This window comes from Pelosinus sp. sgz500959, from assembly GCF_042610375.1.
Taxonomy (GTDB): domain Bacteria; phylum Bacillota; class Negativicutes; order DSM-13327; family DSM-13327; genus CTSoil-075.
In genome coordinates this window covers 380901-394586 of the sequence record NZ_JBGJZL010000002.1, presented here as the reverse complement: position 1 = coordinate 394586, position 13686 = coordinate 380901, and the positions used below count along the sequence as shown (strand labels likewise).

The 13686-nt window shown below is 38.5% G+C and carries 11 protein-coding genes; 9 read left to right on the top strand and 2 right to left on the bottom strand.

Translation table 11 applies throughout. The annotated features are described in order from the left end of the window. Positions 1 to 77 precede the first annotated feature (77 nt). From ACAN52_RS04490 to ACAN52_RS04475, 4 genes are all read left to right on the top strand, one after another. A complete protein-coding gene (locus ACAN52_RS04490; protein ID WP_378952874.1) occupies positions 78 to 1061 on the top strand; it encodes an alpha/beta hydrolase in 984 nt (327 codons plus the stop codon). 68 nt (positions 1062 to 1129) lie between these two features. Then, positions 1130 to 2065, top strand: a complete 936-nt coding sequence (locus ACAN52_RS04485) for a DUF362 domain-containing protein (RefSeq protein ID WP_378952871.1) — start codon at positions 1130 to 1132, stop codon at positions 2063 to 2065. Then, positions 2035 to 3393: a 4Fe-4S binding protein gene (locus ACAN52_RS04480; protein ID WP_378952868.1), complete on the top strand. Its 1359-nt coding sequence runs from the start codon at positions 2035 to 2037 to the stop codon at positions 3391 to 3393. Before ACAN52_RS04485 ends, ACAN52_RS04480 begins: the two co-directional genes overlap by 31 nt. A gap of 35 nt (positions 3394 to 3428) precedes the next feature. Continuing rightward, positions 3429 to 3944, top strand: a complete 516-nt coding sequence (locus ACAN52_RS04475; protein ID WP_378952865.1) for a hypothetical protein — start codon at positions 3429 to 3431, stop codon at positions 3942 to 3944. A gap of 126 nt (positions 3945 to 4070) precedes the next feature. Here ACAN52_RS04475 and ACAN52_RS04470 read toward each other — a convergent pair whose 3' ends face one another. Together ACAN52_RS04470 and ACAN52_RS04465 are read right to left on the bottom strand one after the other, a co-directional pair. After that, the gene (locus ACAN52_RS04470; protein ID WP_378952862.1) at positions 4071 to 4676 is read right to left on the bottom strand and encodes a lysine exporter LysO family protein; all 606 of its coding nucleotides are present in this window, start codon (positions 4674 to 4676) and stop codon (positions 4071 to 4073) included. Next, positions 4673 to 4972, bottom strand: a complete 300-nt coding sequence (locus ACAN52_RS04465) for a LysO family transporter (protein ID WP_378952859.1) — start codon at positions 4970 to 4972, stop codon at positions 4673 to 4675. The genes ACAN52_RS04470 and ACAN52_RS04465 overlap by 4 nt, the downstream gene beginning before the upstream one ends. 404 nt (positions 4973 to 5376) lie before the next feature. On the opposite strand from ACAN52_RS04465, the gene ACAN52_RS04460 reads away from it, so the two are divergent. The 5 genes from ACAN52_RS04460 (at position 5377) to ACAN52_RS04440 (ending at position 13651) form a co-directional block, all read left to right on the top strand. Beyond that, the gene (locus ACAN52_RS04460; RefSeq protein ID WP_378952856.1) at positions 5377 to 6450 is read left to right on the top strand and encodes an aromatic acid exporter family protein; all 1074 of its coding nucleotides are present in this window, start codon (positions 5377 to 5379) and stop codon (positions 6448 to 6450) included. 278 nt (positions 6451 to 6728) lie between these two features. Next, a complete protein-coding gene (locus ACAN52_RS04455) occupies positions 6729 to 8039 on the top strand; it encodes an MFS transporter (protein ID WP_378952853.1) in 1311 nt (436 codons plus the stop codon). A gap of 166 nt (positions 8040 to 8205) precedes the next feature. Continuing rightward, positions 8206 to 8757: a gamma-glutamylcyclotransferase family protein gene (locus tag ACAN52_RS04450; protein ID WP_378952850.1), complete on the top strand. Its 552-nt coding sequence runs from the start codon at positions 8206 to 8208 to the stop codon at positions 8755 to 8757. 319 nt (positions 8758 to 9076) lie between these two features. Then, entirely contained in the window at positions 9077 to 10261 is a 1185-nt protein-coding gene (gene deoB / locus ACAN52_RS04445) for a phosphopentomutase (RefSeq protein WP_378952847.1), read from the top strand. A gap of 237 nt (positions 10262 to 10498) precedes the next feature. Then, on the top strand, positions 10499 to 13651 hold the full coding sequence (locus ACAN52_RS04440; protein ID WP_378952844.1) for a CHASE3 domain-containing protein: 3153 nt from the start codon (positions 10499 to 10501) through the stop codon (positions 13649 to 13651). Positions 13652 to 13686: the final 35 nt, after the last annotated feature.

The window sequence follows — 13686 nt, the reverse complement described above, 5'->3', positions numbered from 1 at the left end:
TGAACCTAAGAAAGATTGAAATCGTATTACTTTATGAATAGTCATTTTGCAAAAACATAAATGGAGGAGGTTAATTGATGTTTCAAATCACACGGAAAATTTGGACTACCAGAGTACTTGCTTTCATTCTAGTCATTTCACTGCAATCTGTCGTTTGGGGTGCTGATTTCGAGCGACGTGATGTGCGATTCAAAAGTCAAGGATTAGAGTGCGCGGCTTGGTACTATGTTCCAACTGAAGTAAATCCTGAAGTAAAACATCCCGCCATTGTTATGGCACACGGCTTTACCGGAGTCAAGGAAATGAGTCTTGATAAATTCGCTGATTCCTTTGCAAAAGCTGGCTTTGCTGTATTAGTGTTTGATTATCGATATCTCGGCGCCAGTGAAGGAGAACCCCGTGGTCAAGTTTTCTATTTTGATCAACAACAGGATTATCGTAACGCTATTACCTGGCTATCTTTGCAGTATGAGGTTGATGCTGAGCGTATTGGTATTTGGGGCACTTCAGATAGTGGTGGACATGTACTGCATTTAGGGGCCTTTGATAGACGTGTGAAGGCGGTAGTTGCTCAAGTACCAACAATTAACGCCCGTTACCAAAATCTGAGTAAGTCAGACCAAGAGAGGAGGGCAGTATTTTATGCACGCAATCGGGTAGAAGAGTATAAAAAAGGCATTGTGAACTACTATCCTGTAGTTGCGCCTGTGGGGCAGCCCGCTTGTCTCACACAAAAAGCAGCCTACGAGTATTTTACAGAAGCAGCTAAGAAAGCTCCGAATTGGAAAAACCAAATTACGATGGAGTCACTTGATATCTACAAAGAATTTGCTCCAGCAACATTCATTCATTTAATTTCTCCGACACCGTTGCTGATGATCGTTGCTAGTGAAGATGTTTTGACATCCACTGAAGGTGCAATAAAAGCCTTTGAACGTGCTGGAGAACCAAAGAAGTTAGTTATTTTCCAAGGTGGACATTTTGATCCTTATGAAGGTCCTCAATTTGCCGAAGTTTCTGCTGCGGCCACTGAATGGTTTGAACAGTATCTTAAGCCCTAAGTGTGAAGTATGACATACCATAGGGTGGCGAAAAGGGCAAAATAGAATGAATGAGAGGAGAATTCATTATGAATCGTAGGGAATTCATCAAACTTACAGCCTGTGCCGGCTTTGGGAGTCTTTTGCTTCCTGGATGCAGCTTCCAGGGTTCTCATACGCAAATGCCCCCCAAAAAAGCAGCTACAGTCGAAGGTAGCCCACCAAGAGTAACAGATTTGATTATGGTAGAAGGCAATGATCCGGCAGCCATGCTCAACAAGGGGTTCGATGCCTTAGGCGGAATTAGTAATTTCGTTAAACCAGGTAATACGGTTGTATTGAAACCAAACTTCAGCGTGCCTAGGCTGCCCGAAGAAGCATGTACAACGAATCCTGTATTGGTGGCCAGTCTCGTTAAGATGTGCTTACAAGTCGGCGCTAAGGAAGTAAAGGTGATTGATTATCCTTTTACCAATCCTATCATTTGTTTAGAAAAGACAGGAATCAAAAATGCAGTTACAGCTGCCGGCGGTAAAATTTACGCCTTGAATAACGGTGTTGAAAAATATTTTAGCCGAGTGCAAACCAATGGAACGATGCTTGGAGAGGTTTATTTTTCAAAGGATGTATTAGATGCAGATGTATTTATTAACATGCCAATTCTCAAGCATCATTATATTACAGAGGTAACAATGGGACTCAAAAATATGATGGGCCTCGTCTGGGATCGTGGTATTTTTCATACCTATGACTTACACCAATGCATTGCTGAGTTGGCGGCTTTCAAGAAACCACATCTTACTATCTTGGATGCACTCCGTGGTATAACGGCTAGTGGCCCGACTGGACCTGGCCCAATTAAGGAATATAATCAGTTGGTCTTTGGTACCGATCCTGTCGCCGTTGACGCTTATGGAGCATTTTTGTTTGGGATGAAACCCACAAAAATTAATTATCTTCGTATGGCGGCAGAAATGGGGAGTGGACAAATCGATTGGGAAAAACTAAACGTAAAACGTATATGAAAAGCGATAGAATGAGTTTTCTTCCTATTTTGCGCCTTCTAGTTCCCCTCACATTTTTCTTGACAACGATCCTATTACTCTGGCATCATCAATATCCCTTATCTTCAGATGCAGCCAATTTATTGCTCTGGCTGTCACGGATCGACCCGCTAATGCTAATCGCTGAGTGGCGAGCTGAGGGGGCTTTACCTAGTTGGTTTTGGTTTCCTTTAGGGTTAATTGCGCTGACCCTTCTGTGCGGACGGATATTCTGTGGCTGGCTATGTCCAGTTGGAGGATTATTGGCACAGATTCCCCATCGTCATAATGGGCTAAAGATACCACAAGGACTCTATAAAAACCGTTACATATGGTTGATATTGTTACTCATACTACTGATGAACAGTAGTTGGCCTCTCTTTCTGACTCCCTTTCATTTAATGACCGAAGAACTTACCCGATTGTGGCAGGGAAAGATACCCTGGATGCTGGCAAGTTTGGTACTACTGGGTTTGCTGTTTTTTCCCCGATTTTGGTGTATCTATATTTGTCCAACAGGGCTACTGCTGGCGGTGTTATCCCGTTATCGCTTCTTTCGCTTTCGTGTAGGAAGTCATTGTATGGACTGTGGGATCTGTAGCAAAGCTTGTCCTGCCCAGGCAGTGAATATAGAGGAAGGCAAGATGGCAGAGGATTGTATGCTATGCGGGCGCTGTTGGCAAACATGTCCAGTGGAAACGATTAAATGGTCTAACTCCGATTCCTTTACTCCCTCAGAACCAAATGTTTCACTGTGGACTTTGTCCCGTCGGCAGCTTTTTAAAGGTGGGATGGCGGTAATTGTCAGTGGATTTGGCTGGCAATACCTAAAACCAACAGCTGATGCTGCGAGTATTCTTAGACCGCCAGGAGCAAGACCAGAGGAGGAATTTTTAGCTCGTTGCAGTCGCTGTGGACGATGCGCTAAAGTTTGTCCAGCGGAATGTCTTTTTCCTATGCCTTTGGAAGAAGGTTTTCTTGCTTTCCTTACCCCTAGGCTAATACCTCGTCAGGCTAAGTGTGAATTATGTCTATCATGCCAAGAGGTTTGCCCTACGGGTGCTATCAATCGTATACCTTTAAAACAGGTCAAAATGGGCCTAGCAGAACTAAACCGTCGTAGGTGCTTGGTTTGGACAGAACAGAAATTATGCCTGCTATGCCGTGAGCAATGTCCTGTCCATGCAGTGGAAGTCGATGAGGAAAATCGCCCTTATGTTAACGAGAATCTGTGCGTTGGATGCGGAGGCTGCGAAAATGGCTGCCCACTCAAAGATGCCGCCATCATTGTACGCCCCAATGGAAAATAAGAATAAATAGGAGATTATAGAAGGAGGAAAATAACATGAAAATCAGCAAGTTATCTATTGTAATGACAATTTGGGTTGGAATCTTATGGCTTTGTACCCCAGTATGGGCAGAAACTCAGCATTCTCTACAGGTGGAAGCTACAAGTTACATTATCTCTTCCCAATGGCTTCCTGCTGGGGATGAAGCAGGACATGCAATTGGTATGGCAAAACGAGAAGGAGAAGGGGTATTCAGTAATGGAGAGACTGCCAAGTATGCAACGGTCTCCACTTTTGATTCTCGTCGCACTACAGGCGGAATAGCCCAAGGATATTCCACTTTTACTTTTGTTGATGGATCCCAGATTATATTCTCTTGGAAGTCAGAGATAGGCAGAACTCAGGATGGACTGCCCTACAATCAAGGACACGGAACTATTTTAAAAGGAACTGGTCGTTTTGAGGGGATTAGAGGGATATCTGATTTTAGCGGTCAGCAGTTAAAGCCTGCAGCAGATGACCCTAAACTTACCACAGGTCAAAAAGCCACGATTACATATATCCTTCCCTGATTGCCAGTCGTAGGAAGCTGTTCTGTAGAACAATAGGAAAAAGCTATTGTCTAATTTATAGGCAATAGCTTTTTCTTTTTATATAATCAGGACGGTTATTACAAAAGTTTTTTTATGTGACAAACCTTAATGAATCGTCAATAATAACGGAATCAGAAATGGCACCATTGTTGTCAATATAAGGCCGCTTATAAAGGCAATCATTGCTGTAGATGTATCTGTCATTTTAGCAATAATGGGTAAAGTGGAATCCATCGTTGTGGCACCACCAGGAGCAATCGCTACAATTTTTCCAACATGAATAGCTAAAAAAGGAATTAATACAAAGGCCATTAATTCACGAAACACATTAGCCAAAAATGCAATCGCTCCTAATTCAGCACTATAAAGTTGGGTAATGAGTACACTAGATAAACTATACCACCCAAATCCAGCCCCTACAACTAAGACTTCTTTTAGTGACATATTAAAAAATAAACTAGCAATGGAAGCTCCCAAAAAGCTTCCTCCAGCAATCGCTAAGGGCACTAGTATAATGCGCCAACCGACTTCTTTTATTTTTATCAATTCACGGCGGTTATGTCCTATGCTAATCCCCACTCCAAACACCATGATCGCCAGTACATAGGTGACTACATGATCCAATACTTCTGAATTCATAATAGAAGGGGACATCCACCCAACAGCAATACCAGCTAAAACCGCTGCTACAATGCAGCTAATCATTTTCATGATTGTTTTTCCTCTATTTTATTATTTTTTAGAAAATCAACGCGGGAAACCACGAACCATAATGTTAATACACTGCCAACCGTACTTAAGATGGCGATCACCATTGCTTTCCAACCTAATAAAGTTAAATTATTAATAAGTTCTTGATTATTCCCGATTCCAATACCTACTGCAATTAATAAGATAAATAAAACGACCATTATAATCTTATCTAAATGTCCAATCCATCTTTCCGTCATTATATTACTGACCCCTAATAAACAACCAGCCAGTAAACTCATGATTACAATTTCCACATTTAGTCCCTCCATCTCATTTTTTTAATCTATTGCCAATCTGAAAATCACATAAAATCAAGAAATCTTATACCATAAGTACAGCTCTTAATAACCGTTCTAATAATACAATAATTAACAACGATTCGCAACATACTCGCACAATATCAAAACCAAAAGTAATCCTTTCATTGAAGGATATGGTCTTTTTGCTCCTTGCAAGAAGACTTTTAAAAAATAAAAAAAACATCATTACCAATAAGATAAACTCCTGTAAAGCAATCAAACTTTGCAGGAGTTTGTCTAATGATGGTAAATATAGTATGATTAAGCCATGGAAATATCACTCTTTCACTCAATCGTTGTCAATCATATTGCAAATAATAGGGTGGATTTGTTAAAATTGTGAATGAGGAGATGGTAATTTGAAAATAGGCGCACGAGTTATTAAAACTGGTATAGCCGTAGCAATAACAATGTTTTTATGTAAATTTTTTGGTTTCGATCCTGCCTTTTTTGGTGCTGTTTCCGCTGTGATAAATATACAGCCATCAATTTTCTTAACACTGCGGGCAGCTCGCGATCAGATTTTAGTCCATATTCTAGGTGTCTTAGCAGGCTTCTTTTTTGGTTATTTTCTTGGCGTTAATCCATTTTCAGCAGGATTAATCGTTATTCTATTGATACCAATATACATAAGATTAAGATTACATAGCGGTATTACGATGGGGATCGTTGCTGCTCTTTTTGTTCTAAGTTCTAGTACTGAAGAATTTTTGATCCATGCTCTTTCGAGAACAGGGGTGATATTCGTCGGCCTTGGATCAGCTATGCTTGTCAATGTCTTATTATGGCCACCGAAGTATAATAAACTATTAAAAGAGAAATTACGACAAAGCAACGAAGCATCTGTTCTTTACTTTTGCCGTGCAGTACAAGATTATGTAGGTCTTACTAGCAGAGAGATCCATATGGATCTGGAGCAAAAAAAGAGAGTTTACAAACTAAATAAAGAAGCGCGGATGTTATTGGATTTACTAAGCCGAGAGCGGCACGTAGTCTCTGACTCTTCTGAACCAAGAGAATGGATTTCCTTAGCAGAAAAGCTGATTGATTATAATGAATCTATCACTAAAAAAGGTGACCGTATCTTTGATCTTTTACCTATGCGATTGGAACGCAGGATAAAATCTGGTGCTCCACCTATTAGTGATGAATTCAAAGCGATTTTAGAAATATTAGAAAGTGGATGTACAATCGTGATCCGCGTAAACGGAAAAATTATGTCTGTTATCGTCGATGGAGGTACAGCTATACCTGAAAAAATCAGTGAAGATTATTGGGAAAGCTTAACTAAAGCAATTGAGCAATGGCAGTCAAAGCTTACAGATAGTTATTATTTACATGGGTTACTTGAAGTCGCTGTAACTGCAAATGAAATCAAGTGGGCCACACGGCAAGCCAAGATATTGCTGTATGAAAGTATAGAAAATAAATGATAATTTTTCATTATATGTTTTACTTATTTTACTGATTGCGATATAATTAAAAAGATAAAGAGAATGATCTGAAAATAACATAGTAATGAATACGACAACGATGCTCGTGAAAAGAAATTTTTGCGGGCATTTTTTATTTTTTAAAGGGTAACAAGTTATTTTTTTATATGAAAGAACGTCTTGTGTTTACTCTTGTCGGTGATTTATGGAAGGAGTGAATGTAGTTAGAACTCTCAAAATGAGTAAGGTTCGATTAAATAGCAGGAGGAAAAAAAACTATGATTGATGTACCTAATAAACAGAATCTATTTTCAGGAGATGACAAAGAGACGTGGAAACGTCGCTGGAAAATGTTATATGCATCCGTAGCTGGATATGCGATGGATGGACTGGACATGTTAATCCTATCTTTTGCAATGGCAGCTATTATTAAAGAATTTGGAATATCATACGTCGATGGGGGGTGGATTGCGACCTATACGCTAATTGGTGCTGTCTTAGGAGGATATATCTTTGGAATTGCAGCTGACTATGTTGGCCGAGTTAAAATTTTCGCCCTGACAATTATTATCTTTTCAATTTTTACTGGACTATGTGCCATCGCACACTCTGTGAATGAGCTCAACATCTATCGTTTTTTGGCAGGGCTCGGTCTCGGAGGAGAATTTGGGATTGGTATGACGCTCGTTGCTGAGACTTGGCCTGCAGAAAAGCGTGCACGCGCTACAGCTGGTGTAGCAATTGGCTGGCAGCTAGGTGTAGTGTTGGCAGCTGTACTTGCAGCCTTACTCATGCCTTTATACGGCTGGCGAGGCCTTTTTCTAGTAGGTGCATTACCCGCATTATTTGCCGCTTGGTCGAGGCGTAATTTACCAGAACCAGATATATGGGTTGAACGAAAATCACTACAGAAAATGATTAATACCAAACTGGCTAGTGGTGAAGTCATTTCACAAGAAGAACAAGAATTATTGACAAATTCAAGTAAATTCCCTCTATCACATCTTTTTGCAGATACAAAAAAAACAACGATAACATTTGCTCTTACTGTTATGACAAGTGTACAAAACTTTGGCTATTATGGAATTATGATTTGGCTTCCAACAATATTGATGCAAAAACACAACCTGTCTTTAAATAAGACTACAACATGGATGATCGTTACAGTCATCGGCATGATGCTAGGGATTTACCTTTTCGGATATTTTGCTGACCGTATCGGTAGACGTCCTATATATATGATTTTTTACACTGGTTCAGCCGCTTCAGTTTGGATCTATTCTAATTTAACTGATCCCCTGCAGTTATTGATAGGGGGCGCAGTGCTTGGCTTTTTCTGCAATGGGACAATGGCTGGCTTTGGCGCGCTGTTATCTGAGCATTACACAACAGATGCCCGTTCTACAGCGCAAAACTTTATATTTAATTCTGGTCGAGCAGTCGGTGGTTTTGCACCCGTAGTGATTGGCATGTTAGCACAGCAATACACATTGAGTGGTGCCCTTGCGGTACTTGCTTTTATTTACATAGCTGCAGCTGTCAATTTATTTTTCTTAGTTCCAGAAACAAAAGGTTCTAAATTAAATTAAAAATATCCATAAAATTTTAATTCTTGTCAATCCTATTTTTATCTGTTATCCTAAGAACAAAGAAGATCAGATTTGGCAATGGAGCCCTTGCATTTTTGCAGGGCTCTTTCTGCTTATTATGATAGCTTGCCCAGGAATTTAGTACATGTAAAAGGAGTATAATACTATGGAAACAGTGAATCAAACACGGTTATATTTTGCCTATGGCTCTAATCTAAAATTAGAAAAAATGCTTGAAAAATGCCATAAGCCAATCCCAGTCAGCATTGCCAGATTGGCAAATCATAAAATCGCTTTTTATGGACACTCTGTTATATGGGATGGAGCTGTAGAAACCGTTGTAGCTGACGATCAATCAGAAGTGTGGGGGGTTTTATATCAACTGGGAGCCTATGCTTGGGATCAATTGGACAATTGTGAGGATGCTAGGTTAGATGGAACGGGAGAGTATTTCCATTATCCAGTAGAAGTTCTTGATGAGCAGCAAACAGTGAGAGAGGCAAGTATCTATAAAAAAGCTCGGTTAGGAAAAGAAGAATTACCAAGTACTGAATATTTATCGATTATTTTAGAAGGAGCAAAAGAACAAGGACTGCCTGAGATCTATATAGACACTCTAAAGACTATTGCTACGAAACCTGCTTCCTATAGTGTGCCTCGACTTCGTAAGCAGAGCAAGATAGAACCTAGTAGCGGATGTGATGGCTGCACAGAATAAGAGTATTTTTAATGAGTGATTTAAACTGAATAAAGAGTAGTTTAATATTTTTAAAAAGCTGTTATATTAAAATGGTTACAATTACTTTATAAAAGTAATTGTAACCATTTTTCTGATTTTTGTTTGACTTTATTCAACTATAGAATATGCTACCAATGAATATTCATAATGTTGTATATGATTGATGTAGTAATTTTCTCGAAAACTTGGTAACCTATAGATAGAAGTAGTTAGATTTAAGCTTCTTTATAAAAGAAAAGTTAGTATATGTATCATCTGCAAGGTTTTTTATAAGGTACATACTTAAGGAGGAAAAGAGATGGTAACAAGAACTTTTAAACGAATTCATTTGATCGTAATGGACTCTGTTGGAATTGGTGAAGCACCTGATGCAGCGAAATTTGATGATTTTGATGTGAACACTTTTGGACATATCGCTCAGGAGTGTGGCGGTTTACAGATGCCCAATATGGAGAAATTGGGTGTATCGAATATTAACCATATCCAGGGAATCAAAGTAGTAGAACATCCTCTTGCTTATTATACGAAAATGCAAGAATTATCGAATGGCAAAGATACAATGGCTGGCCACTGGGAACTCATGGGCCTTTATACTGAAAAACCATTCCGCGTATTTCCCAACGGATTTCCAGATGAACTGATCAAGAAAATTGAAGAAAAAACTGGACGAAAAGTAATTGCCAATAAACCAGCAAGCGGGACAGAAATCATGAAAGAATTAGGGGAAGAACATGTGAAAACAGGAGCACTCATTGTTTACACATCAGCTGATTCAGTATTGCAAATTGCCGCTCATGAAAAAGTGATTCCTTTACAAGAACTCTATGAAATCTGTGAGTTTTGTCGGAAAATCACCTTAGAAGAACCTTATAAAATAGGACGCATTATTGCTCGTCCTTTCGTAGGAGAACCAGGTAACTTTACTCGTACTGCGAATCGACATGATTATGCATTAAAGCCTTTTGGACGCACTGTAATGAATGAACTGAAGGATGCCCAATATGATGTGATTGCTCTGGGGAAAATTTCAGATATTTATACGGGTGAGGGCGTTACCAAAGCCATTCATACGGTATCCAATATGGATGGTATGGATAAATTAATCGCCCTTTTAGATGAAGATTTTACGGGACTTAGTTTTTTGAACTTAGTTGATTTTGATGCTTTATTCGGTCACCGTCGTGATCCTAAAGGTTACGGTAAGGCTTTAGAAGAGTATGATGCACGTTTAACCGAAGTATTTACAAAAATGACGAATGAAGATTTATTAATCATTACGGCTGATCATGGAAATGATCCAACTTATCGTGGTACTGATCATACGCGAGAATATGTACCTTTGCTCATTTATTCTCCTCAATTCGTTCACGGTAATGAGCTGCCCATCAGAAAAACCTTTGCAGATGTTGGTGCAACGATCGCAGAGAATTTTCAAGTGAAGATGCCTGAATACGGTACAAGTTTTTTACAGGACTTGAAATAAAATACTCAAAAAAACCTGCTAATGATATTTTTTCGAAAGAATCATTAGCAGGTTTTTTATATGAATCAACTATGATATGGAATTTCTTTATACAACTCATTAAAATTCAGAATTATAATTAAATATAGAAGGATTAAGAGGACTTTACGTAAAAATGTTGAAGCATAAAGACACTAATTAAATTTAACGTAGGAAGAAATTTCTGAAATATCTGTATATAGTGCAGGAGGTGATTGTATGTTTTTTATAAAGAATTTTAAAGACTTGAAACGAACGTATCTATTCTTTTTCCTAATGTTTCTTTTAATGAGTGCAATAAATTTTATTACATATCGAAATAGTATTAATGAATCAAGCGCACTCGAATGGAATATTCATACTTATCAAGTAATGGAAGAGTCGGATGCCTTATTAGCCAGTTTACTGAACATGGAAACCGGAATGCGCGGTTTTGCTGCTGGTGGATTTGACCCATTTCTGGAGCCTTTTCAGCAAGGAAAACATGATTTTAAGGCACACTTTGCAACTATTAATTTATTGACTAAAGATAATCCTGGTCAACAGCTACGACTTGAGCAATTACGACAAGACGAGCAAGAATGGGAGGATTACGCAACAAGTCTTATTAATCTAAGGCGCGATGTCGATAATGGTCGGGTAGCATCAGACACTGTTAGCATATCAGTACGTACAATGTACGGTAAACAATATATGGACAATATGCGTACTCTGCTAAGCGAGTTCAATCATGATGAAAAAATCTTACGTGAAGAACGAGCGCAGCTACTTCGCGAAAGTGAAAAATTTTTAAGACAAACTATTTTATGGGGAAGTTTACTTACAATTCTCTTAGCTGGTTTATTTATCTTAATGGTCAATGCCGGATTAAAGTCAAGAAGAGAAGCGCAGGAACAGATTAGCAAGCAAGCTCAAATGCTAGATTTAGCTCATAATAATATCATCATTTTTACGCTGGACGGTACAATCAAATACTGGAATCGAGGTGCTGAGCTCTGTTATGGCTTGTCCAAAGATCAAGTTTTAGGTCATAGAATTTACGACTTATTAAAAACTGATCTTCCAAAGCCATTGAAAGAAATTATAGAAGAACTTTTAATTAAGGATTACTGGGAAGGAGAACTAATCGATACAGGAAGGTCTGGAGATAAAATTTTTATTAAATGTCATTGGACATTAGAGCGTGATGCAGCAGGCAATCCTGTATCAATTTTCGAAGTCAGTCATGATATAACTCGGCAAAAAATGACCGAAGAGAGTTTGCGGCAAAGTGAAATTCACTTCCATGAATGCATTGATAATGTTCATGACCGCTACACTTTTTTTAAAGCATTGCGAGATGAATCTGGAAAAATTATAGATTTCATCTGCGAATTTGTCAATAAATCAGAATGCCGAGAATATGGCAAGACACGGGAAGAATTAATCGGAAAGCGTATGCTCACAATATGGCCTGGTGTAAAAGGTAAAATTTTTGACGAATACTGTGATGTTTGTGAAACAGGTAAATCATTGATGGATGAACAATTTTTTTACTCTGATGATGTAAATCAGCATCTTACTGGAATATATGAACGACAAGTCATCAAGTTGCATGATGGGGTGGCAATCAGTGCTCGCGACATTACAGATAAAAAACATTATGAAGAACAACTAAGACTTCTAAATGTGGATTTAGAAGCCTTAGTACAAGAACGCACACTCAAATTGACGGATATGAATGCAGTACTCGAAGAAGAAATTATGGAACGGCAAGCGACAGAGGAAACCTTGCAAGAAACGCAAGCTATATTGCAGGCAGCATTGGATAATTGTCAAGCAGGTATCGCAATTGTCGATGCTCCAGATGGAAAATTACGCTATCTCAATAAAGCGGGACTGCTTATTAGCGATCAATCTGATGAAGAGATGATTAAAGAAATAGATATTGATAAATATATTGCTAGCTGGGAAATTCTACATGAAGATCAAAGTCCTTTTAAACGTAATGAACTGCCATTAGCACGAACAATACTTTATGGAGAAACTTGCAGCAACGAATTGGTTATCAGGCGAGAAAACTTCCAAGACTGTATAGTCTGGGCCAATGCGGCACCAATTAAAGACTTATCTGGAAAAGTCAAAGCGGGTATTGTTATTTTTCTTGATATCACAGAACGTAAAAATAGTGAAGAGGCATTGCGCAAAGCCAAGGATGAAGCAGAACGCGCCAATGCAGCTAAAAGTCAATTCCTTGCCAATATGAGCCATGAAATCAGGACACCGATGAATGGAATCATTGGAATGACTGATTTGACCCTTATGACAGATTTAATGGATGAACAAAGAGAATACCTACAAATTGTAAAAGAATCAACCAAGTCACTCCTGAGAGTTCTCAATGACATACTTGATTATTCAAAAATTGAAGCAGGTAAAATGCTATTAGAAAAGATACCATTTACTTTAACTGAACTAACCCATGAGGTTATTGCTTTATTTAATATTGCCGCACAACAAAAAGGATTAAAAATTACAGAAAACATCGCTAGAGAAGTACCAAAAACTCTTATCGGTGATCCTTTTAGGCTCCGGCAGATCCTTTCTAACCTGCTTGGTAATGCGATAAAATTTACGAATAGTGGAACAATCGACGTGAATATTTCCTGTTTAGAATCAGGTAATGGTAACATTAAGTTAAAATTTACAGTAGCGGATACGGGAATTGGAATTGCTGATAATAAAATTGACATGTTGTTTAAAAGTTTTAGTCAGGTAGATAATTCAAATACTCGGCAATTTGGAGGGACTGGACTGGGATTGGCAATTTCTCAAAAATTAACTGAATTGATGAATGGACTCATATGGGTCGAAAGTAAAGAAGGATCTGGAAGTAAATTTTGTTTTACAGCACTATTTGAAGTAGGAAAAGAAATCTCATTTGAACCTACTAAAGAGACATTGTTGATCGAAAACACTCAAAACAAAAAAGTTTTAGTTTGTGAGGATGATGAAGTAAGTCGAAATATCATTCGCATTCTACTGTACAAAAAAGGATTAGATATTTATTTGGCTCAAAATGGCAAAGAGGCGATTGAAATGTTTGAAAAAATGATTTTTAATCTAATCATAATGGACATCAATATGCCTTATATGGACGGTTATTCAGCCGTTAAGCTCATACGACAAAAGGAACAAGCACTATATCGTCATACGCCAATTGTAGCAATGACTGCATATGCACTGCGTGGGGATCGTGAGAAATGCTTGGCAGCCGGAATGGATGACTATCTTTCAAAACCAGTTGACGTTCATCAATTAAGTTCGATAGTGGACATGTGGCTTGAAAATGGGGAAAATAGTGAATACATAAAAAGCCTAGCAAATCGCTAGGCTTTTTATGTATTCAACTCAAGAAAGATTCAAAT

What these genes read in the sequence shown, in the direction of transcription:
- ACAN52_RS04440 (WP_378952844.1), top strand. Translation starts at nt 10,499, where the DNA reads ATGTTTTTTATAAAGAATTTTAAAGACTTGAAACGAACGTATCTATTC.
- ACAN52_RS04470 (WP_378952862.1), bottom strand. Translation starts at nt 4,676, where the DNA reads ATGAAAATGATTAGCTGCATTGTAGCAGCGGTTTTAGCTGGTATTGCT.
- ACAN52_RS04490 (WP_378952874.1), top strand. Translation starts at nt 78, where the DNA reads ATGTTTCAAATCACACGGAAAATTTGGACTACCAGAGTACTTGCTTTC.
- ACAN52_RS04455 (WP_378952853.1), top strand. Translation starts at nt 6,729, where the DNA reads ATGATTGATGTACCTAATAAACAGAATCTATTTTCAGGAGATGACAAA.
- ACAN52_RS04485 (WP_378952871.1), top strand. Translation starts at nt 1,130, where the DNA reads ATGAATCGTAGGGAATTCATCAAACTTACAGCCTGTGCCGGCTTTGGG.
- deoB (WP_378952847.1), top strand. Translation starts at nt 9,077, where the DNA reads ATGGTAACAAGAACTTTTAAACGAATTCATTTGATCGTAATGGACTCT.
- ACAN52_RS04450 (WP_378952850.1), top strand. Translation starts at nt 8,206, where the DNA reads ATGGAAACAGTGAATCAAACACGGTTATATTTTGCCTATGGCTCTAAT.
- ACAN52_RS04475 (WP_378952865.1), top strand. Translation starts at nt 3,429, where the DNA reads ATGAAAATCAGCAAGTTATCTATTGTAATGACAATTTGGGTTGGAATC.